At 74.1% G+C, this 21,869-nt stretch carries 17 protein-coding genes and 1 pseudogene; 13 read left to right on the top strand and 5 right to left on the bottom strand.

Annotated features, from left to right (window positions below; all coding sequences use genetic code 11):
- The first annotated feature begins 1 nt into the window (after position 1).
- From CLV70_RS31640 to CLV70_RS31660, 5 genes are read left to right on the top strand one after another with little or no spacing between them, the layout of a single operon-like run.
- Complete coding sequence (locus CLV70_RS31640; protein ID WP_245908580.1) at positions 2–1,969, top strand: dipeptide/oligopeptide/nickel ABC transporter permease/ATP-binding protein; 1,968 nt, start codon at positions 2–4, stop codon at positions 1,967–1,969.
- Entirely contained in the window at positions 1,966–2,715 is a 750-nt protein-coding gene (locus CLV70_RS31645; protein WP_106130298.1) for an ABC transporter ATP-binding protein, read from the top strand. Before CLV70_RS31640 ends, CLV70_RS31645 begins: the two co-directional genes overlap by 4 nt.
- Positions 2,712–6,008 (top strand): serine hydrolase, encoded by a 3,297-nt coding sequence (locus CLV70_RS31650; protein WP_106130299.1) that lies wholly within the window; start codon positions 2,712–2,714, stop codon positions 6,006–6,008. Before CLV70_RS31645 ends, CLV70_RS31650 begins: the two co-directional genes overlap by 4 nt.
- A 1-nt stretch (position 6,009) precedes the next feature.
- The gene (locus CLV70_RS31655; RefSeq protein WP_106130300.1) at positions 6,010–7,134 is read left to right on the top strand and encodes a M20/M25/M40 family metallo-hydrolase; all 1,125 of its coding nucleotides are present in this window, start codon (positions 6,010–6,012) and stop codon (positions 7,132–7,134) included.
- The gene (locus CLV70_RS31660; protein WP_245908582.1) at positions 7,131–8,012 is read left to right on the top strand and encodes a GNAT family N-acetyltransferase; all 882 of its coding nucleotides are present in this window, start codon (positions 7,131–7,133) and stop codon (positions 8,010–8,012) included. Before CLV70_RS31655 ends, CLV70_RS31660 begins: the two co-directional genes overlap by 4 nt.
- A gap of 69 nt (positions 8,013–8,081) precedes the next feature.
- On the opposite strand, the gene CLV70_RS31665 is transcribed toward CLV70_RS31660, so the two are convergent.
- On the bottom strand, positions 8,082–8,855 hold the full coding sequence (locus tag CLV70_RS31665; protein ID WP_106130301.1) for an oxidoreductase: 774 nt from the start codon (positions 8,853–8,855) through the stop codon (positions 8,082–8,084).
- An 81-nt stretch (positions 8,856–8,936) separates the two neighbouring features.
- Here CLV70_RS31665 and CLV70_RS31670 point away from each other — a divergent pair, with 81 nt between their 5' ends.
- Both CLV70_RS31670 and CLV70_RS31675 read left to right on the top strand, forming a co-directional pair.
- The gene (locus tag CLV70_RS31670) at positions 8,937–9,539 is read left to right on the top strand and encodes a TetR/AcrR family transcriptional regulator (protein WP_106130302.1); all 603 of its coding nucleotides are present in this window, start codon (positions 8,937–8,939) and stop codon (positions 9,537–9,539) included.
- Positions 9,540–9,618: 79 nt separating this feature from the next.
- On the top strand, positions 9,619–10,221 hold the full coding sequence (locus CLV70_RS31675; protein ID WP_106130303.1) for a YdeI/OmpD-associated family protein: 603 nt from the start codon (positions 9,619–9,621) through the stop codon (positions 10,219–10,221).
- Here the strand turns inward: CLV70_RS31675 and CLV70_RS31680 are convergent.
- The 3 genes from CLV70_RS31680 to CLV70_RS31690 form a co-directional block, all read right to left on the bottom strand.
- Entirely contained in the window at positions 10,215–11,861 is a 1,647-nt protein-coding gene (locus CLV70_RS31680; protein WP_158277863.1) for a methyl-accepting chemotaxis protein, read from the bottom strand. The genes CLV70_RS31675 and CLV70_RS31680 overlap by 7 nt on opposite strands.
- 67 nt (positions 11,862–11,928) lie before the next feature.
- Complete coding sequence (locus CLV70_RS31685) at positions 11,929–13,560, bottom strand: PAS domain-containing protein (protein WP_170148685.1); 1,632 nt, start codon at positions 13,558–13,560, stop codon at positions 11,929–11,931.
- A gap of 320 nt (positions 13,561–13,880) precedes the next feature.
- The gene (locus CLV70_RS31690; protein WP_106130306.1) at positions 13,881–14,924 is read right to left on the bottom strand and encodes an aldo/keto reductase; all 1,044 of its coding nucleotides are present in this window, start codon (positions 14,922–14,924) and stop codon (positions 13,881–13,883) included.
- 120 nt (positions 14,925–15,044) lie between these two features.
- Here CLV70_RS31690 and CLV70_RS31695 point away from each other — a divergent pair, with 120 nt between their 5' ends.
- Entirely contained in the window at positions 15,045–15,872 is an 828-nt protein-coding gene (locus tag CLV70_RS31695; protein ID WP_106130307.1) for a helix-turn-helix domain-containing protein, read from the top strand.
- On the opposite strand, the gene CLV70_RS31700 is transcribed toward CLV70_RS31695, so the two are convergent.
- Positions 15,862–18,081 (bottom strand): S8 family peptidase, encoded by a 2,220-nt coding sequence (locus tag CLV70_RS31700; protein ID WP_245908584.1) that lies wholly within the window; start codon positions 18,079–18,081, stop codon positions 15,862–15,864. The genes CLV70_RS31695 and CLV70_RS31700 overlap by 11 nt on opposite strands.
- A 190-nt stretch (positions 18,082–18,271) precedes the next feature.
- Between CLV70_RS31700 and CLV70_RS41870 the strand changes: the two genes are divergently transcribed.
- From CLV70_RS41870 to CLV70_RS31725, 5 genes and pseudogenes are all read left to right on the top strand, one after another.
- The gene (locus tag CLV70_RS41870) at positions 18,272–19,189 is read left to right on the top strand and encodes a methyl-accepting chemotaxis protein (RefSeq protein WP_281260511.1); all 918 of its coding nucleotides are present in this window, start codon (positions 18,272–18,274) and stop codon (positions 19,187–19,189) included.
- Entirely contained in the window at positions 19,186–20,148 is a 963-nt protein-coding gene (locus tag CLV70_RS31710; RefSeq protein ID WP_106130309.1) for an NAD(P)/FAD-dependent oxidoreductase, read from the top strand. Before CLV70_RS41870 ends, CLV70_RS31710 begins: the two co-directional genes overlap by 4 nt.
- A gap of 47 nt (positions 20,149–20,195) precedes the next feature.
- A complete protein-coding gene (locus CLV70_RS31715; protein ID WP_106130310.1) occupies positions 20,196–20,708 on the top strand; it encodes a peroxiredoxin in 513 nt (170 codons plus the stop codon).
- A gap of 40 nt (positions 20,709–20,748) precedes the next feature.
- Entirely contained in the window at positions 20,749–20,982 is a 234-nt protein-coding gene (locus tag CLV70_RS31720; RefSeq protein WP_106130311.1) for a glutaredoxin family protein, read from the top strand.
- Between the two features lie 37 nt (positions 20,983–21,019).
- A pseudogene (locus CLV70_RS31725) lies at positions 21,020–21,646 on the top strand (MIP/aquaporin family protein); the annotation flags it as partial.
- Positions 21,647–21,869: the final 223 nt, after the last annotated feature.

A 21,869-nucleotide genomic window follows, 5' to 3' on the forward strand; every position in this document is an offset into this window, starting at 1 on the left:
GGTGAACCGTCGCACCGCGCACCGCTGGCTCCGCGTGCTGCGTACCCCCATGGGCCGGACCGCCGCCGTGCTGGTGCTGATCGTCCTGGCGCTCGCCGTCGTCGGGCCGTCGCCGTGGAACGCGCGCGCGGACGCCGTGGACACCGCGAACATCCTCGCCGGACCGTCCGCGGAGCACTGGGCCGGCACCGACAACCTGGGCCGCGACATCGTCTTCCGGGTGCTCGCGGCCACCCGGCTCTCGATCGGTCTCGCGCTGGCCGCCACCGCCGTCGCGGTCCTGGCGGGACTCCTGCTGGGCACCGCGCCGTGGCTGCTCGGGCGGCGCGCCGGCCGGCTGGTCACGGGCGTCGTGCAGATCGCGATCGCCTTCCCGGGCCTGCTGCTCGCGCTCTTCTTCGCGGTCGTCTTCGGGGTCGGCGCGACCGGGGCGGTCCTGGCCATCGGGCTCGCCGGGGCACCGACCTTCGCCCGGCTCGTGCAGACGCTGCTGGCCGGCGTCGCGTCCCGGGACTTCGTCGCCGCCGCGCAGGTCGCCGGCGTGGGCCGGTTCCGCATCCTGCTGCGCCACCTGCTGCCGAACATCGCCGAGCCGCTCGTGGTCAACGCCACCATCGGCGCCGGGGGAGCGCTGCTGGGCTTCGCCGGGCTGTCCTTCCTGGGGCTCGGCGTGCAGGCGCCCGCGTACGACTGGGGCCGGCTGATGTTCGACGGCATCGGCGTGATGTACGTGAACCCGGCCGCCGCCATCGCGCCCGCCCTGGCCGTGCTGCTCGCCGGCCTGGCCCTCAACCTGCTCGGCGAGTCGGTGGCCAAGGGGTTCGGGATGGACGCGCTGGTCGGCCTGCCGGCGTCGGTGAACCCGTCACCCGCGGCCCCGGCGGCCCCGGCGCCTCCCGCCCCGGAGAGCGCGGGCGACGACGCGTCCGGCGACGTGGTCCTCGACGTCCGCGACCTCACCGTCAGCTTCCCCGCCGCCCGCGGGCCGATCCGGCCGGTGCGCGGCGTGACGTTCGCGATCCGGCGGGGCGAGGCGGTCGCCGTGGTGGGCGAGTCCGGCTCCGGCAAGTCGGTGACCGCCCTGGCCGTGTCCCGCCTGATCGACGCGGCCGGCCGGGTCGACGCGGAGCGGCTCCACCTGCTCGGCACCGACCTGCGCGAGCCCGACTCCGCGGTGCAGCGGCGGATGCTCGGCAGCTCGCTCGCGATGGTGTTCCAGGACCCGGCCAGCTCCTTCAACCCCACGCAGCGGATCGGCCGGCAGCTCGCCGAGACGTCGCGGCACCACCACGACCTCGGCCGCCGGGCGGCGTTCGCCCGCGCGGTGGACCGGCTGCGGGCGGTGCGCATCACCGATCCGGAGCGCCGCGCCCGCCAGTACCCGCACGAGTTCTCCGGCGGCATGCGCCAGCGCGCGATGATCGGCATGGGGCTGATGGGTTCCCCGGCGCTGATCGTCGCCGACGAGCCCACCACCGCCCTGGACGTCACGGTGCAACGGCAGATCCTGGAACTGCTGACCGCCATCCGTACGGCGGACGACGTCGCCCTGCTGCTGATCAGCCACGACGTCGGCGTGGTCAGCGAGGTGTGCGACCGGGTGCTGGTCATGTACGCGGGCCGCATCGTCGAGGACCTGCCGACCGACCGGCTCGGCGCCGCGCTGCACCCGTACACCCGGGCCCTGACCGCCGCCGTGCCGCGGATGGACTCCCCGCTGGACCGCCCGCTGCCGGTCATCCCCGGACGCCCCCTCGACCCGGCCGACGTGCCGGTGGGCTGCGCGTACGCCGACCGTTGCCCGCTGGTGTCGGAGCGCTGCCGCGCCGAGGATCCGCCGCTGGAGCGGCACCCGTCGGGTCACCGGGTGGCGTGCTGGCACGCCCGGCCGCCGCTCGCCGGCGAGCGGCACGACGACCCCGCCCGCGACGGCGCGGCGGAACCGGCATCGGTGGTGGAGACGTCATGAGCGAGCTCAGCTTCGAGGACGTGTCGGTCCGCTACGGGCGGCTGACGGCGGTCGACGGCGTGACGCTGCGCGTGCCCGCCGGCCGGGTCGTCGGCCTGGTGGGCGAGTCCGGCTCCGGCAAGTCCACGCTGGCCCGGGCCGCCGTCGGCCTGGTGGCGCCGTCCGGCGGCCGGATCCTGCTGGACGGCGAGCCGGTCCGCGCCCGCGGCCGGCACCGCCCGCTGCAGATGGTCTTCCAGGACCCGTACTCGTCGCTGGATCCGCGGATGACGATCGGCGAGTCCATCACCGAGGCGATCCCGCCCGGCACGTCCCGGGCGCAGCGGCGTGCCGAGGTGGCCCGGCTGCTGGAGCTGGTGCACCTCGACCCGGGCCGGGCGGCGTCCTACCCCGGGCAGCTCTCCGGCGGTCAGCGGCAGCGGGTGGCGCTCGCCCGGGCCATCGCCGGGCGGCCCCGGGTGGTCATCGCGGACGAGATCACCTCCGCGCTGGACGTGTCGATCCAGGGCGCCATCCTCAACCTGGTGCGGGAGCTGCAGCGCGAGCTCGGCCTCTCCATCCTCTTCATCTCCCACAACCTGGCCGTCGTGCGGTACGTCGCGGACGACGTGGCGATCATGCTGCGCGGCCGCGTGGTGGAGCAGGGCCCGGCCGCGCGGGTCCTGCACGAGCCCGGCCACGAGTACACCCGGGCGCTGCTCGACGCCGTACCCGGCCACCGCCTCACCGCTAGGAGCGCCACGTGACCCGACGGATGCGCATCGACGACCTGGCCGCCCTCGCCGTACCGGCCGAGCCGGCCCTCTCGCCCGACGGGAGCCGGGTCGCGTACGTGCTGCGGACCCAGGACGCTGCCGCCGACCGTACGGTGAGCGAGCTGTGGATCGTCCCCACCGGCGGCGGCAGCGCCCGCCGGCTGACCGCCGGCCCGGCCGACACCACCCCGGTGTGGAGCCCGGACGGCACCCGGCTCGCCTTCCTCCGCGAGGGGCGGCTCGCGGTCCTGCCGATGGACGGCGGCGAGGTGCGGGTGCTGCCCGGCCTGCCGGCGCTGTCCGGGCCGCCCGCGTGGAGTCCCGCCGGGGACCGGCTCGCCTTCACCGCCCTGGTCGAGGAGGAGGAGGCGCCGCACGCGCCGCTGGTCGCCGACGGGCTGGACTATCAGGCCGACGGCGCCGGGCTGCGCGGCCCCGCCCGCCGGCAGGTGCACGTGGCCGACCTCGGCACCGGGGAGTGCACGGTGCTCACCGACGGCCCGCACGACGCCGGCCCGCCCGTCTGGTCACCGGACGGCGCCGACGTGGCGTTCGTCCGCGCCGTGGGCGAGGACAGCGACCTGCGGTTCCGCTCGGCCGTCCACCTGCTCGCCGCCGGCGACCGCCGGGCCTCGCCGCGGGTGGCCGGGCCGGACGGGGTCGCGCGCACCGCCGGGTTCACCGCCGACGGCGCCGCGCTGCTGGTCGTCGGCTGGCCGGGCGACCCGGTCGGGCACGCCCGGCTGCTGCGCGTCCCGCTGGACGGCGGCGAACCCGCCGATCTGGCCGGGGCCCTCGACCGCAACGTCATGCCGGGCGGCCCGGCCTACCCGGGCGGCCTCCCGCAGGAGCACGACGGGCGCGTGCTGTTCTGCGTACGCGACAAGGGTTGCACGCACCTGTGGTCGGTGGCGGCGGACGGCACGGACGCGCGCCCGCTGGCCGGCGGCGCCGGACGGGTCGTCGACGGCCTGTCGGTGCGGGCCGGCCTGGCCGCCTTCGTCCTGTCCACGCCGGACTCGTTCGGCGAGATCGCCGTGTTGGACCTGGCCACCGGCGACGAACGGGTGCTGACCGGTCACGGCGGCGGCTTCGACCTGTTCCCCCGCGAGGAGCGCACCTTCACCATCTCCGACGGCCGCACCGTGCAGGGATGGCTGATCCGCGACGGGGACGCGCCGGGCCCCCGGCCGCTGCTGCTCGACATCCACGGCGGGCCGCACAACGCGTGGAACGGCGCCGCCGACGAGGTCCACGTCTACCACCAGGAGCTCGCCCGCCGGGGCTGGGTGGTGCTGCTGGTCAACCCGCGCGGCAGCGACGGCTACGGCGAGGCCTTCTACGACGGCGTGAACGGGGCCTGGGGCGTCGCCGACTCGGCCGACCTGCTGGAGCCGGTCGACGCGCTGGTCGCCGAGGGCGTCGCCGACCCGGACCGGCTGGCCGTGACCGGCTACAGCTACGGCGGGTACCTGACGTGCTGGCTGACCGGCCACGACGACCGGTTCGTCGCGGCGGTCGCCGGGGGGACCGTGTCCGACCTGGTCAGCATGGCCGGCACGTGCGACGACGGGCAGTTCCTCAGCGCGTACGAACTGGGCGGCCCGCCGTGGCAGGACCCGAAGCGGTACGCCGACATGTCGCCGCTGACCCGGGTCGCCGACGTCCGTACGCCCACCCTGCTGCTGCACGGCGCCGACGACCTGACCTGCCCGGCGGGCCAGGCGCAGCAGTGGCACACCGCGTTGCGGCAGCGGGGCGTACCGACCCGGCTGGTGCTCTACCCGGGCGGCTCGCACGCGTTCATCCTCGCCGGCCCGCCGTCGCAGCGGATCGACTACAACCGCCGCGTGGTGGAGTGGCTCGAGCAGCACACCCGTCGCGGCGGCCGGAAGCCCCTGGACGCCGCGCACTGGCGGCGGCGCCTGGCCCGGCTGGCGGAGCGGCACGGGGTGCCCGGCGCCCAGCTCGGCATCCTGCGGATGTCGACCGTGCCCGGGCTGCCGGACGAGCAGATCGAGGTCTGCGCCGGGGTGCTCGACACCGGCAGCGGCCGGCCCGTGACGCCGGACGCCCTGTTCCAGATCGGCTCGGTCACCAAGGTCTGGACCGCGACGGCGATCATGCAGCTGGTCGACGAGGGCCGGCTGCGCCTGGACACCCCGGTGGCCGAGGTGCTGCCCGGCTTCCGGCTCGCGGATCCGCAGGTCGCGGCGCGGGTCACCGTACGCCACCTGCTCACCCACACCAGCGGCATCGACGGCGACGTCTTCACCGACACCGGCCGCGGCGACGACTGCCTCGAACGCTACGTGGGGCTGCTCGGCGAGCAGACCCAGAACCATCCGCTCGGGGCGACGTGGTCGTACTGCAACGCCGGGTACTCGGTGCTGGGGCGCATCCTCGAGGCGGTCACCGGCAAGAGCTGGGACGAGGTGCTGCGGGAACGGCTGTTCACGCCGCTGGGCCTGGCCGCCACGGCCACCCTGCCGGAGGAGGTGCTGCTGCACCCCGCCGCCGGCGGCCACGTCGAGCACGAGGGCACGATCGTCGCCGCGCCCGTCTGGCACCTGCCCCGCTCGGTCGGCCCGGCCGGCCTGATCAGCGCCACCGCGGCCGACGTGCTCGGCTTCGCCCGGCTGCACCTGGCGGGCGGCCTCACCCCCGGCGGCGAGCAAGTGCTCAGCGCGGAGTCGGTCGCCGCGATGGCCGAGCACCACGCCGACCTGCCCGACAAGCTCTCGCTCGGCGACTCGTGGGGGCTCGGCTGGATCCGCTTCGGCTGGGACGGCCACCGGGTCGTCGGGCACGACGGCAACACCATCGGCCAGGCCGCGTTCCTGCGCCTGCTGCCCGAGCAGGGGCTGGCGGTCACGCTGCTGACCAACAAGGAGAGCGCCCGCGACCTCTACCAGGAGCTCTTCACCGAGGTGTTCGCCGAGCTCGCCGGGGTGGCGATGCCGGAGCCGATCACCCCGCCGGACGAGCCCGCCGACGTCGACATCACCCCGTACGCCGGCACGTACGAGCGGGCCTCGGTGCGCATCGAGGTGCTGCCCGGCGAGGGGGACGAGGGGCACCGGATGCGCACCACGCTGACCGGGCCGCTCGCCGAGCTCGTGCCCGACCCGGTCGAGGTGCAACCGCTGGTCCCGGTCGCCCCCGGCCTGTTCCTCACCGCGCCCGCGCAGCGCACGACCTGGTACCCGGTCACCTTCTACGAGCTGGACACCGGCGAACGGTACGTCCACTTCGGTGCCCGGGCCACCCCGCGGGTGGACTGACATGCTGGATTCCCTGCTGGCCGACACCCGGGCGCTCGTGGAGTGCGAGTCGCCGTCGACCGACCTGGCGGCCGTCGCCCGCTGCGCGGACGTGGTGACGCGCGTCGGCGCCGCGCGACTGGGCGCCGAGCCGGAACGCATCGTGCTCGACGGGCGTACCCACCTGCGCTGGCGGTTCGGCGCCGGGCCGTCGCGGGTCCTGGTCGTCGGCCATCACGACACGGTCTGGCCGATCGGCACGCTCGACCGCATCCCGTACGCCGTGCGGTCCGGGGTGATGCGCGGTCCCGGCTGCCTCGACATGAAGACGGGGGTCGCGATGGCGTTCCAGGCCATCGCCGCGCTGCCGGACCCGGACGGGATCACCCTGCTGGTCACCGGCGACGAGGAGCTGGGGTCGCCGAGCTCCCGGCCGCTCATCGAGGCGGAGGCGCGGGCGGCCGGCGCGGCGCTCGTGCTGGAGGCGGCGGCCGACGGGGGAGCGCTGAAGACCGGCCGCAAGGGCGTGTCGATCTACGAGCTGATCGCCGCCGGCCGGGCCGCGCACGCCGGGCTGGCCCCGGAGCAGGGCGTCAACGCCACCGTCGAGCTGGCCCACCAGGTGCTGCGCATCGCGGCGCTCGGCGACGCGGTGGCCGGCACGACGGTGACGCCGACCCTGGCCCGCGCCGGCACCACGACCAACACCGTGCCCGCCGTCGCCCGCGTCGCGGTGGACGTCCGCATCCGCACCCTGGCCGAGCAGCGGCGCGTCGACGACGCGATGCGCGCCCTGACGGCCGTCCTCCCGGGCGCCGTCCTCGAGCTCACCGGCGGCCCGAACCGCCCGCCGCTGGAGGAGGCCACATCGTCGGCCCTGTTCGCGCGGGCGCGGGCGCTGGCCCGGGACCTCGGCCTGCCGGCGCTGTCGGGTGCCGCGGTCGGTGGCGCCTCGGACGGCAACCTGACCGCGGGGCAGGGCACGCTCACCCTCGACGGCCTCGGCGCGGTCGGCGGCGGCGCCCATGCCGACGACGAGCACGTCCTGCTCGACTTCCTGCCCGGCCGCACGGCGCTGCTCACCTCGCTGATGGCCGAGCTGCTCGCCGCGGCGCCGGCCCGGCCCGAGACGACGGGTGCCCGATGATCAGCAGCTCCGAATACGCCGGTCCGGGCGTCACCCACGTGAACGCCGTCGCGTTCGCCCACGCGCGGGCCGCCGCCGAGGCGGCCGGGGTGGCCGTCCGCGCGCTCACCGACCTCGGCGACCTGGACCAGGCGGTCCGGCTCTTCGCCCGGATCTGGGGCCGCGACGCCAACCCGCCGATGAGCCTGGAACTGCTGCGGGCGTTCGCCAAGGCGGGCAACTACGTCTCCGGTGCCTTCGAGGGTGACCGCCTGGTCGGGGCGTGCGCCGGCTTCTTCCACGCCCCGTCGGAGGACACCCTGCACAGCCACATCGCCGGGGTGTCGCCCGGGCTGACCGGGCGGTCCGTCGGCTTCGCCCTCAAGCTGCACCAGCGGGCGTGGGCGATGTGCCGCGGCGTGGACCGGATCGCCTGGACGTTCGACCCGCTGGTGTCCCGCAACGCCTACTTCAACGTGGTCAAGCTGGGCGCCCGGCCGGTCGAGTACATGCCGAACTTCTACGGCCTCATGCTCGACACGGTCAACGGCGACGGCGACTCCGACCGGCTGCTCGTGCACTGGTCGCTGCGCGACCCCGGGGTGACCGAGGCGTGCGGGCGCCCGGGGGAGCGCCGGCCGGACCCGGCCCTGACCGCGGGTGCGGTCGTGGCCCTCGGCACGGCACCGGACGGCTCACCCGAGCCCGGCCGCCTCGACGGCGGCACCAGCCTGGTGGCCGTCCCGCCGGACATCACCGCCCTGCGCGCGTCGGCGCCGGACCTGGCCGCCCGCTGGCGCCGCGCGGTCCGCGACGCGATGACGGACCTGATGGCCCGCGGCGCCACGGTCACCGGTTTCGACCGTACGCGCGGATACGTCCTGCGCCGCGACGCCTGAGCCTTCGTGGCGCCGTACACCTCCAGGCCGGGCTCGCCGGCGTCGGCTCCGCCGGACGGTGGCACCGCCTCACACCACGGGGATGATGCCGCCGTCGACGCGGAACTGGGCGCCGGTGATCCACTTGGCGCGCTTCGAGGCGAGGAACGCGATCATCTCGGCGGCGTCCTCGGGCTCGCCGGGCCGGCCCATCGGCACGCTCAGCCGCTCGGTGAGCTGCCGCCGGAATTCCTCGACGGTGACGCCCTGCTGGTCGGCGATCCGCTGGTGGTGCGCGGCGGCGCCCTCCGTGACCACGAACCCCGGCAGGACGCACACCACCCGCACCCCGTGCCCGCCGACCTCGGTCGCCAGCTCGCGGCTGTACGCGTTCAGCGCCGCCTTCGCCGCGGCGTAGGAGGCCGCCGTGCGCTGCGGCAGCCGGCTGGCGATGGACGACACGTGCACCACCACCCCGGAGCCGCGCTCGACCATCCCGGGGACCAGGACCCGGTCCAGGCGTACGGCACTGAGCAGGTTCATCTCCAGGTCGGCGAGCCACGACTCGTCGGAGCGCCGCAGGGTCGGCGCCGGGGCGCTCGTGGCGCCGGCGTTGTCGACCAGCACGTCCACCCCGCCGAACCGGTCGAGGACCTGCCGGCCGAGTTCGGCGACGCCGGGCCCGGTCGCGAGGTCGGCGGGGATGAAGGTGGCCGGCAGATCCTCCGGCGGGGCGGTACGGGAGGCGGTCAGCACGGTCGCGCCGGCCGCGGCGAAGCGACGGGCGGTGGCCCGTCCCAGGCCGCGGCTGCCGCCGGTGATCAGCACGCGCAGGCCCTCGAGGCCCTCGTCCGGGATCGTCACGGTGAAGTCCGTCCACTAAGATGAGTCCGACTCCGGAAAGCTAGCACAAGCGGAGTCGGACTCAGGTTATGGAGGGGACCGTTGACGGCACGTCCGCTGCGCGCCGACGCCCGGCGCAACCGCGAGGCGCTCCTGGTCGCGGCCCGGGAGGCGTTCCTGGCCGGCGACGCCGACGCGCACGTCGAGGAGATCGCCCGGCGCGCCGGGGTGGCGGTCGGAACCCTCTACCGCCACTTCGAGACCCGTGAGGCGCTCCTGGAGGAGGTCTACCGCCGGCGCGCCGACGAGCTGTGCGCGGCGCCCGCCGAACTCCTCGGCCGCCACGCCCCCGACGAGGCCCTGCGGCGGTTCCTGCTGCTGCTCGTGGAGCACGCCGCGGAGAGCAAGGGCATGGCCGTCGCCCTGGAGACCATCATGGCCCGGGACTCGCCGACCTTCGGCGATGCCCGTACGCGCATGGCCGAGGCCCTCGACCTTCTGCTCGAGGCGGGCGTGGCGGCGGGCACGGTCCGCGGCGACGTCAGCGGGCGTACGCTGCTGCGCGCCCTCGGCGGGATCTGCAGCATGCACCCCACGGACGGCTGGACGGACGAGGCCGTCCGCATCACCGAGATCCTCTTCGACGGCCTGTGCGTCGCCGGGGTAGCCCGTGGCGCGGCCGGACGCCCGCGTTCCGGCGGTTAGGGCAGAACCGCCGTGCTCTGAACCCGGCGCGATCCGCCGGCGGCGCCGTGCCGTCCGATCGTTGCACTAGCCTGCGGTGATGAGCGAACTGGACGAGCTGATCGTGGCCGACGCCGCCGCGCTGCGGGCGTGGCTGATGGACCACCACACCACCTCGCCCGGGGTGTGGCTCGCCCTGACCCGCAAGGGCGGCTCGGCCACGACGCTGACCTGGCCGCAGGCGGTCGACGAGGCGCTGTGCTTCGGCTGGATCGACGGGCAGGCCCGCAAGCGCGACGAGGAGAGCTCGTGGCGGCGGCTCACCCCACGCCGGGCCCGCAGCGTCTGGTCGCAGCGCAACGTCGCCAACGTGGCCCGCCTGGAGGCGGCCGGACTGATGATGCCCGCCGGTCGCGCCGCGGTCGAGGCCGCCAAGGCCGACGGGCGGTGGACGGCCGCCTACGCGCCGCCGTCCGAGGTGGAGCTGCCGGACGACCTGCGGGCGGCGATCGCGGCGAACCCCGCGGCGCAGGCGATGTTCGACATGCTCACCAGCGCCAACCGCTTCTCGATCATCGGCCGGGTCAACGCCGTCAAGCGGGCCGACACCCGGGCCCGGAAGATCGCCGAGTACGTGGCGATGCTGGCCCGGCACGAGACGATCCACCCGCAGCGGGCCCGGCCGGCGGGGTGGGCTCAGTAGCGGAAGGTGCTGATCCCGGCCCTGAGTTCGTTGGACATCCCGGCCAGGGCGGCGGCCGCCTCCCGGGCCTCGTCGACCGACCGGGCGGCGTCGTGGGAGCTGAGAGCCACGACCTCGATGCTGGTGACGATCCGGGTGGTGGCCGCGGCCGCCTCGGCGACGTTGCGGTTCATCTCCGCGGTGGTGGCGGCCTGCTCCTCGACGGCCGAGGCGATGGTGGTGGTGTAGTCGTTGATCCGCTCGATGACGCCGGCGATGTTGCTGATCGCGTCGACGGCCTGGCCGCTGTCGGACTGGATCGCCTCCACCCGGCGGGAGATGTCCTCGGTGGCGCGGGCGGTCTCCTGGGCCAGGTCCTTGACCTCGCCGGCGACGACGGCGAAGCCCTTGCCCGCCTCGCCGGCCCGGGCGGCCTCGATGGTGGCGTTCAGCGCGAGCAGGTTGGTCTGCTCGGCGATCGAGTTGATCACCTTGATGACGTCGCCGATCTCCCGGCTGGACTCGCCGAGGGTGGCGATGGTCCGGTTGGTCGACTGGGCCACGGCGACGGCCTCGCCGGCGACCCGGGCGGCGGCGTTGGCGTTCTCGGCGATCTCGCCGATCGAGGCGCCCATCTCCTCGGTGCCCGCGGCCACCGTGTTGACTCCGGCGGAGACCTGCTCGGAGGCGCCGGCGACCTCCTGGGCCTGCGCGGAGGCGGCGACGGTGTTCTCGCTCATCCGCTCCGAGATCGCGGTGCTGCGCTCGGCGGCCACGGCCAGCGAGTGCGAGGCGCCGGCGACGGAGGAGACGACCTGCTGGATGGTGGTGCGGGCACGGTCCAGCGCGGAAGCCATCCGGCCCACCTCGTCGCGGCTGCGGACCGGGACCTCGACGGTGAGGTCGCCGTCGGCCATGGCCTCCGCCGACCTGGTCAGCGCCTGTAGCGGCCGGACGATGCGCCGGGCGACGGTCAGCGCGAACGCGATCGCCAGGGCCAGCCCGGCGAGGCTGACGACCGCGATCGTGACGAACGCGGTGCGGAACGTCTTGTCCCCGGCCGCGGCCAAGGCCTCGGCGTCCGCCCGCTCCTGATCGGCGAGGGCGTCCAGGGACTTGATGACGTCGCTGTTCACAGCCTCGATGTCGACGGAGTCGGTCGGCATGACGTAGCCGGCCGGGGGCGCCTCCTTGAAGTGCGCGACCTGCCGGAAGTTGCGGTAGGCGGTGAGCGCGGCGTCCAGCTGCTTCAGCCCGGCCTGCCGGTCCGCGCTCGCGCCGACATTGGCCCGGTAACCGGTCAGCGCGGTGTCGATCTTCTTGTCCGCCCCGAGGATGCCCTGCCGCATGCCGGCGAAGATCTCCTGGTAGGCGGGGGTGCCCGGGGTCTGCCAGTCGCGCAGCGTCTCGATCCCGGTCACCAGGTAGTAGCCCTCCATCAGCCCGGCCCGCACGTCGGAGAGCAGCATCACCCGCGCCAGGTTGTCCCGGTGCACGACCTGCAGCCGGTCGTTCATCTTGTGGACCCGGTCCAGGCCCAGGGCCGCGACCGCCACCGTCACCACGGCCAGCAGCACGACGATGGCCAGGACCTTGGTGCGGACCGACCGATCCGCCAGGAGGGAACCGCGCCGACGAGCCGGAGATGCCTGTGTACTCACGGTCTGACCGTTCGACCGCCACGATCCGAAGATAAGGATCCGTTCAAGATTTTTCGGTACGCGCGCCCTAGTAGCGGAACTTGTGCCGGGCATTACGCCGGTTCACCCGGGCCGGCAGGTCGTCCAGATTGTCGACCGGCGGCACCCACTCGTCCGGTTCCCCGCCCCGGGTGAACGCCCGCATGGTCACCACGAAACCCCGGACCAGGCGGTCCCCGCGGAGGTCCCGGTACCGGGCCTCGACCAGCACCTGGCTCTCGTCGGCCCGCACCAGCGAGCAGAACACCACACCGTCGCCGGCGCCGCGGAAGGCCTGGCGCAGCTGGAGGCGGTCGTCCGGGTGCACCAGATCCTCGAGCGCGGCCAGCGGCGGGAGGGCGTCGGCGCCGAGAAGCTCGTGCAGCGACGAGCTGGCGTACCGGATGCGCTGGTCCTCGTCCGTCACCACCGTGATGTCCGCGCTGTTGCGGATCACCGCGCGCAGGTAGAGGTCGCTGTCCCGGCGGCCGATCGCCTCCACCAGACAGATGCGGTCCAGCGCCAGCGCCGCCTGGCCGGCCAGCACCTCCAGGGTGTCGCGGGTGGCGGTGAGGGTGTCCCGGCGGCCCTCGAGGATCAGCGCGCCGCCGCTGGGCCGGGCGACGGCGAGCGGCTCCAGCCGCAGCGGGCAGACCAGCGTGGCGTAGTCGCGGTCCGCGTCCTCGACCCACCAGCTGCGGTCCGGCGGACCGTCCCCGGATCCGGGAGCCGCCCCGATCGCCTGGTCGTCGACGGTGAAGACGGTGCTGCGGACCTCGCCCGGCGGCATGAGCTGGGCGACCGCGGCCCGGACGGCCGCACCCACGGCGGGCGGGTCGGCGGCGGCGACCAGCGCGGCGCTCGCCTGCCGCAGCGCCCGCTCCCGCCGCAGCGCCCGGTCGTTCAGCGTCACCGAGTCGGTCAGCCGGGTGACGGTCAGCAGCAGGGTGATCGCACCGGCCACCCCGATCACCACGCCGTCGCTGACCGTCCCGTCGACCGCGTCGACCAGCAGCACGACCGGCGGGGTGACGACGGAGACGCCGAGCAGCGCCGCCCAGCGCCCGCGCCACGGACTCGGCCGCGGCGTCGCCGGCTCGGTCAGCCGGACCATCGACGGGTGCAGCGCGGCGGCCCCCCAGGAGAGGTAGAGCACCACGATCGCGGTATCGCTCAGCCGGCCCGGCCACAGCGGCTGCGCGATGTCGCCGGCCAGCACACCCACCGCACCGACGAGCAGCAGCACGGCCGAGACGTTCCGGCCGACCGCGACCAGCACCCGGCCGACGGCCGCGAGGAGCAGAAGAGCCCCGATCACGTACGCCCCGGAGACGTTCCCGATCCGCCCCCCGTCCCCGGCGACGATCACCCAGAGCACCAGCAGCGCCGAACACGCGAGCGCGAGCAGATCGATGAGCCGCGCCCGGTCGACGAGGATCGCACCGACCCGGGTGAGCAGCAGCAGGCACCAGGCGACCGGCACGAACATGACGTAGAAGCAGACCTCCGCCGCACCGGGCCGCCCCAGCGCGGTCAGCACGTCCCCGGCGGTGCTCGCCACGATCGCGCCGGCCAGCAGCAGCCACGGGCCGACCCGGCCGGGCCGGTGCCGGCGGACACCGTAGACGATGGCGGCCGCGCTGCCGAATCCCAGCACAATCCACTCGAGGGCCCGTAACACGCCTAACTAGTACCAGCGGCCTAGCGGTGTGTCCACGTGCGGGTATACGCAGCGTGCACCCGTTCGAGAACCGCCCCGGCCTCCCACCGATCGACGAACGTGACCGGCATCGATGTCTCCGTCTCCGCCGGCGACCGCCGCGCTGCGCTTCAAAGCTGGGAGGCCCACACCCTCGGCGCGTCCGGCGCCGGCACCTGCACCCCGAACGGGCCGAGCCCGCCGTGTGCCCTCGGCCGCGACGGTGATGGAGAGCTCGCGAGGTGCGCCGAAATCCTTCACGAGGCCCGTCAGCACCCTCATTTCGCCGGCAGGGCTTGCGGTCAACGGCGGGGTTCGATCGTCATTGTGCCCTGGACCTGGGCACGGGCGAATTCGCCGCCGAGGAATTCGTGGGGGATGCCGGGGGCGATGCGGCTCGCCTCGTCGAGGCGGGTCAGGTGGGATCCGGTGAACTGGACGTCGAGGGCGCCCAGGTTGTCCTGGAGCTGGGCGGGGGTGCGGGCGCCGATGATGGATGCCGTCACCGCCGGGTTCCGGAGGGTCCAGGCCAGTCCTGCCTGGGCGGGGGTGCGGCCCAGCTCCCCGGCGACCTCCTTGAGGACCTCCGCGACGGCCAGACGGCTCTCGGTGACCCAGCCGAGGGTCTTGTTGAAGGCTTTGCGGGTGCTCTCGGCCGGGTCCGTGCCGGTGTACTTGCCGGTGAGGATGCCGCCCGCCAGCGGGGAGTAGGGAACCACGCCCAGGCCCATCTCGCGGGCCATCGGGATCAGGTCCCGTTCGCCCGTGCGCTCGACCAGGTTGTATTCGATCTGCAGGGCGACCAGGGGTGACCAGCCGCGCAGGTCCGCGATCGCCTGCATGCGCGACACCTGCCAGGCCGGGACGTTGGACATCGCCACGTAGCGCACCTTGCCCTGGCGGACCAGGTCGTCGAGGCCGCGCAGGATCTCGTCGACCGGGGTCGTGGCGTCCCAGACGTGCAGGTAGAGCAGGTCGAGATAGTCCGTGTTCAGCCTGCGCAGGCTGGCCTCGACCGATGCGAACAGGTTCTTGCGGTTGCCGCCTCCGGAGTTCGGGTCGCCGGGGCGGCGCAGCGTCGAGTATTTCGTCGCCAGCACCAGGTTCTCGCGGATGCCTCGGGTGAACTCGCCCAGCATCCGCTCCGAGCTGCCCTCGGTGTACGTGACCGCGGTGTCGATGAAGTTTCCGCCGTGCTCGACGTACACATCGAACAGTTTGCGGGACTCGTCCTGCCCGGCGCCCCAGCCCCATTCGGTGCCGAAGGTGGCCGTGCCCAGCGCCAGCGGGGAGACCCGCAGGCCAGAGCGGCCCAGCAGCCGGAACGTGTCGAGGGTGAGTGGCATCAGGTCCTCCAGAAGGGGTGTGGGTGTTGCCGGAGGTAAGTCTGTGACCGCCGCGTGCCGGGGATAAGGGAAGCGGCGTCATGGGAAGGCCGGTACCAGGCTCCGGTAGGGTCGGAACGGATGGTGGACACGACACGGGAGCTGGCCGCGTTCCTGCGGAGCCGGCGCGAGCGGCTCGACCCGATCGATGCCGGGTTGCCGGTGCGCCGGCGGTCGCGGCGGACCCCGGGCCTGCGCCGCGAGGAGGTCGCCGAGCTGGCCGGGGTGAGCGTCGACTACGTCGTGCGGCTGGAGCAGGCGCGCGGGCTGCGGCCGTCGGCCGACGTCGCGGAGGCGTTGTCGCGGGCGCTGCGCCTGTCCGCGGACGAGCGGGCGTACCTCTTCGATCTGGCCGGGCAGCGGCTCCCCGCCGCCGGCAAGCCCGCCGCCACCGCGACCCCGGCGCTGGCCCGGCTGATCGGCGACCTGTCGCCGCGGCCGGCGATGGTGGTGAACTACCGCTACGACATCCTGGCCTGGAACGGCGGGATGGCGCGGGTGTACCCCGATCTCGAGACCATGCCTCCGGCGCGGCGCAACGCGATGTGGTTGTGCCTCGGGCCGGAGAGACGCGGGTTCTACGCCGAGCCCGAGCGGATCGTGCGCGAGGCCGTCGCCCACCTGCGGACCACCTGGGCGGCGCACCCGGAGGATCCCGCGCTCGCCGGTCTCATCGGGCAGCTGCTCGACGGCGACGAGGAGTTCGCCCGGCTGTGGGCGCAGCGGGACGTCCGGGTCAACGGCCGGGGGCGCAAGGTGATCCGGCACCCCGAGGCTGGGGAGATCACCGTGCGGTTCGAGATCCTGGCCGCCCTGGAGGACCCCGGTCAGCTCCTCGTCATCGGCAGCGGCGTGGACGACCGGAGCCGGGCGGCGCTGGAGCGGCTGACCGCCGGCGTCAGAGGGTGAGCTTCCAGCTGTCGATGTAGCCGCCCTCGGGGTTGCCCCACGCCTGGTCCTCGACCCGCAGCGTCCACACGCCGTTCGCCGGCTTCCCGGAGACCTGCGCTATGTACGTACGGAAGATGTCGCGCTTGGAAACGCTCCTCGGGCTCTGCAGGGTGATCCGTTCGCCGTCCGGGGCGATGAGGTACACGGCGAGGTCGCGTTCCCACGGGTGCACGATGCGGACCTCGACGTAGCTGCCCGCGCCCGGCGCCCGGTCGCATCCGGTGACCGTCAGCGGGCTCTCGACGCCGGTGTGGTCCGGGATCCGCACGTCGGTGGGGGCGATGCCGCCGCAGGCCGGGGCGGGAAGTTGCGCGCCGCCGAGGTCGAGCACGACGGAGTCGAAGCTGCCGGTGCCGCCGGGGCCGTTGTCCAGCAGGGAGAGTCTCCAGACGCCGTCGGCGGGTTCGGCGGACAGGTCGTGGGTGAAGGTGTAGTCGATGTCGTGGGTGCTGCCGCCGGTGCGTGACAGCAGCGGGTACGCGCGGCCGCTGGGGGCGATCAGGTCCACGGTCAGGTCGCCGACGTGGGTGTGGTCGACGTGGAGCTCGATGGTGCTGTCGGCGGCACCGGCCGCGGCGCATCCGGAGATCGTGACCGGGATCGCGACCACGGTGGACTCGATCACCGCGCTGTCGGTGTCGTTCGCGCCGAGGCAGCCGGCCGGCGCCGTGACGGTCAGGGTGAACGCGGCCAGCCGGGTCGCCTCCGGGCCGCCGCCGGTGACCAGCACCCGGTACGTGCCCGGTGCGGTCCGGGCGCCCGTGGTGACCGTCATCGGGGTGCTGCCGCCGGCGTCCACCGTGGACGGCTCGAACGTGGCGGTGGCGTTGCCCGGCAGCCCGCTCGCGCTCAGGGTGACCGGCCGGGCCGCGCCCCGGGTCACGGTCGTGGCGACGGTCGCCGACACTCGCCCGCCGGCGGTGACCGTGGCGGCGGCCGGGGTGACGGCGAGGGAGAAGTCGTCGGCGGGCAGGTCGGCGCCGACGTGCAGGAGGCGGTCGGGGGAGCCGGCACCCGGGTCGGTGACCACGCCGGTGGTGGCGTCCCCGAGCAGGGCGGCGGTGACCCGGGCAGGGGTCCAGTCCGGGTGGGCGGCGAGGATCAGCGCGGCGGCGCCGGTGACGTGCGGCGCGGCCATCGACGTGCCGCTGCTGACCCGGGTGGCGGTGTCGCCGCCGATGAAGGCGCTGGTGATGTCGACGCCGGGGGCGAACAGGTCGACGCAGGTGCCGATGTTGGAGAAGGCCGCCCGCGCGTCGTCGGGGCCGGTCGCGCCGACGGTGATCGCCTCGGGCACGGCGGCGGGCGTGTTCGCGCAGGCGTCGGCGCCGCTGTCGTTGCCGGCCGAGACCACGTACGTGACGCCGTCGGCGATGGACCGGCGGACGGCCTCCTCCTGCGGGGCGTACCGGCGGCCGTTGAGGCTCATGTTCGCCACCGCCGGGGCGCCCGCGACGTGGTCGGCGGTGATCCAGTCGATGCCGGCCAGGACGGTGGCGGCCGAACCCGTGCCCTCGCAGTCGAGCACGCGCACCGGCACGAGTTCGACGTTCTTGGCGACGCCGAAGGTGGTGCCCCCGAGGGTGCCGGCGACGTGCGTGCCGTGGCCGCGGCAGTCGGTGGCGTCCTCGTCGTTGTCGATGAAGTCGTGCCCGGAGCGGATCCGCCCGGCGAAATCGGCGTGCGAGGGGTTGATGCCGCCGTCGACGATGTAGGCGGTCACCAGCGGCGAACCGTCCGGATAGGTGTAGCTGTCGTCGCCGGGCAGCGCGCGCTGGTCGATCCGGTCGAGGCCCCACGACGGCGTCGGGGACTGCACGTCCGCGGCGGTGACCACGTGGTTCTGGGTGACGGACGCGACCGCCGGGTCGGCGGCCAGGCGGCGCGCGGCACGCTCGGTGAGCCGGGCCTCGAAACCCCGGAGGGCATGTCGGTACGTCCGGACGACCGTACCGCCCTGCCGCTCGGTCAGCGCGCCCGCTCTGCGCGCGACCGCGTCCGCGGCGACGGCGCTGTCCCGCAGCACGACGACGTACGAGCCGGCGATCGCCGTCGGGCCGCCCATCGCGGCGACGGTGCCCTCGGCCGGGTCCGCCGAGGCGGGTGCGGCCCCTCCGGCGACCACCATTGCCAGGGCGGTGGCCGCAGCCGCCGCAGTCCGCCGCATCCTTGTCGACATTAAGGCTTCCTTCCCATTTCGCACGATGCCGACCGTACGGGGAAGCGGGGCATGTATGCCGGAATATCGATGCAAAATGTCCGACCAGGACCGGGGTTCTGCCCTTCCGCGTCGCTAACCGCAGAATGCATTCTCAAGAACGACTCAACCCCACGGGGGCGGGGCCGAAGAACACTGCGTGACCTACGACACCTTGCGGCCGTCCCGTACGGCCGGTGCCGCCGCGGTGCGAACCGGCTCGGTGGCCGCCGCCGCAGCGGCGATCGCGCTGGCCGCGGCCGGGTTCGCCGGCATCGCCGTGACGGTCGCCGCGGTGGCCCTGATCGCCGGGGCCCTGCTGTTCCCGCGCGTCCCGGCCCGGCAGCCGGCGGAGGCGGAGGTCATCGCGGACCCCGTGACGGTGTCCCCGTCGCCGGAGCCGCCCCTGACGCTCTTCCCGTCGCCGGAACCGCCGACGGCCGTGGAGGCCGTCGTGCCGGAGCTGCCGGAGCTGCCGGAGCTGCCGGAGCTGCCAGAGCTGCCAGAGCTGCCGGGACTGCTGGTGCCCGCCGGGTTGCGGGAGGCCCTGGAGGAGGTCCGCGACGGCCTGGGCCGGTTGTCGCACGGTGCCGGGGAAGCGGGCAGCGCCCTCGACACGACGCGGGGCATGACGTTCCAGATCTTCGGGCAGATCGACCAGCTCGTGGACCTCGCCGACCGCATCTCCGACACGGTGAACGTCATCCGCACCATCGCCAAGCAGACGAACCTGCTCGCCCTCAACGCCACCATCGAGGCCGCCCGCGCCGGCGAACTGGGCAGGGGGTTCGCGGTCGTCGCCCACGAGGTCCGCAAGCTCGCCCAGGACGCGGCCGGAGCGACCGAGAGCATCGACGGCGTCGTCGCCGAGATGCGGGAGCTGACCGAGGCGACCACCGAAGTGACCAACGCGGCCAGCGATGCCGTTGAGGCGACCCGTACCGCGTTCACCGCCGTGCAGCACATCGTCGGCGATGCCCAGCGGAGCCTGACCGGTGCCGAGGAGGAGCTCTCCTCCCTCGCCGGCCGGGACAGCGCCACCTCGATCCCGAACCGTATGGAAGGACGCCCGGCATGACGGCACACGCACAGGTCATCATCATCGGAGGGGGCCCCGCCGGCTACACCGCGGCCCTGTACGCCGCCCGCGCCGGCCTCTCCCCGGTCTGCTTCGAGGGGTTCGACACCGGTGGCCAGATCAGCCGCTCCGGACGGGTGGACAACTACCCCGGGCTGCAGAGCGTGACCGGTGCCGACCTCAGTGCGAAGATCCGGGACCAGGCCGAGGCGGCCGGCGCGACGATCGAGTTCGGCGACGTCTTCGAGGTGAACCTCGATGCCGCTCCGTACCGGGTGGCGGGGCTCGACGGCGAGCGAACCGCGGACGCCGTCATCATCGCCACCGGCGCGGCGGCCCGCAAGCTGGGGCTCCCGTCCGAGGAGGCGCTGGAGGGCAGCGGCGTGGCCTACTGCGCCATCTGCGACGGACCCTTCTTCGCCGGCAAGAAGGTCGTCGTGATCGGCGGCGGCGACGCGGCCGTCGGCGAGGCACTGGCCCTGCAGCACATCGCCGGCGACGTCACGCTCGTCCACCGGCGCAACGAATTCCGCGCCAGCGGCGTCATGCGTGCGGCCCTGGCCTCGTCCGGCATCGAGGTGATCACCCCCGCCGTGGTCGAGGAGATCCTCGGCGTGGAGTCGGGCGCCGTCACCGGCGTGCGCATCCGCAGGGTCGACGACGGCTCCGTGCACGACCTCGACGCCGAGGGCGTGTTCGTCTCGATCGGCCACGAGCCGGCCAGCCAGCTGTTCCAGCCCTGGCTCGACTGCGATGAGCACGGCTTTCTCATCACCGAACGAGGCACCACCGCCACCAGCGTTCCCGGCGTGTTCGCGGCCGGCGACGTCGCCGACTCCCGTTACCGCCAGGCCGTCACGGCCGCCGCCTCGGGCTGCCAGGCCGCGATCGACGCCGAGCGTTACCTGCTCGGACGCCGGTTCCTGGCCCCGCAGACCCTCGAGTCGGCCGCCGGCTGACTCCGCCCTGCCCGACCACCGCCGTTCCGACCTCCCAAGGAGACCCGATGCTCGTCGGCAAGCCCGCGCCTGATTTCGACATGGTCACCACCAGGAACCTCGACACCCTCGAGGAGCGCCTGACCCTGAAGGACTACCAGGGGAAGTGGCTCATCCTCTTCTTCTACCCCGCGGACTTCACGTTCGTCTGCCCGTCCGAGATGATCGCCTTCAACCAGACGGTCCCGCTCTTCGCCGAGCACAACGCCGAGCTGCTCGGGGTCAGCACCGACGGGGTGTACGTCCACGTGGCGTGGATGGACTCCATGGTGGGTTACCTGGACTTCCCCCTCGCCAGCGACCGCAACTGGTCGACCTCCCGTGCCTACAACGTGCTCGACGAGGAGGAGGGCATCGCCGGCCGGGCGATCGTCATCGTCGACCCGGACGGGATCGTCCGCTACGAGGTCAACCACGCCGACCAGGTCGGCCGCTCGCCGCGGGAGATCCTGCGGGTGCTCACCGCCCTGCAGGGCACCGGCCGCACGTTCGCGGACTACGACATCGCCGTCGCGGCCTGACGAAGCCCGTCCCCGTTCATTCGCCAGAAGGAGTACCGCCATGTCCCAGCCCGTCGTTCTCTACAGCGCCACCGGATGCCCGCTGTGCGCGAAGTACAAGACTCTGCTGTCCGCCAAGGGCGTGCGGTACGAGGAGCGGGACACCACCGCTCAGCCCGCGCTGCTGAACGAGCTCGCCGCCAAGGGCATCCGCCAGGTGCCCACCGTGTTCGTCGGCGACAAGCACGTCGCCGGATTCCGCCCCACCGCCCTGCTCGAGCTGCTCCCCGCCTGATCGCCCCTCCCCACTCCTCACCTTCCCTGGAGCCTCCATGCGTCGGTACGCAGTAGAAGCCATCGGCACGTTCTTCCTCGTCCTGGTCATCACCACGACGGTGCTGCTGAACGTCGGCCCCGCCCCGTTCGCCATCGCCGCGGTGCTGGCCGTCATGGTCTTCGCCGGTGGACACCTCTCCGGAGCCCACTACAACCCGGCCGTCACCGTGGCGCTCGCCGTGCGGAACCGGTTCGCGTGGCGCGACGTGCCCGCCTACTGCGCCGCCCAGACAGCCGGTGCGCTCGGTGGTGCCCTGGTGGGCCGGTACGTCCTCGTGGGGCAGCCCGCCGGGCAGGCGTTCCACGCCGACGGCCGGGCCCTCGCCGCGGCGGCCGTCGCGGAGTTGCTCGTGACGTTCGCGCTGGCGTACGTCGTGCTCAACGTGGCCACCAGCAAGCGGACCGCCGGCAACTCGTTCTACGGCCTGGCCATCGGCGGCACCGTCCTCGTCGGCGCGCTCACCGTCGGCGGCATCTCCGGCGGCGTGTTCAACCCCGCCGTAGCCGTGGGCGTGGCGACCGCCGGACTGCTCGACTGGACCCTCGTGCCCGCCTACCTCGTCTGCCAGATCGCCGCCGGTGCCCTTGCCGGTCTGGCCTTCCGGGCGCTGAACCCCGACGACGTCGCGGAGCCGGCTGTCGAGGAGCCCGCCGCGGCGCCCGCCGTCGATGCGCAGCTGGCCCACGTGCTCACCAGCATCGACGCGCTCACCACCGCCTTCCGCAACGAGCCCGGGGAGCGGGACACCACCCCGGCGGAGGGCGGGGCGCTGGCCCGCAGCATTCACTGACGGCAGTGACCCGTGGCCCGTGGCCGGCGCGAAAGCGCCCCGCGGGCCACGTCCG

The organism is Pseudosporangium ferrugineum (assembly GCF_003002065.1).
Lineage (GTDB): Bacteria > Actinomycetota > Actinomycetes > Mycobacteriales > Micromonosporaceae > Actinoplanes > Actinoplanes ferrugineus_A.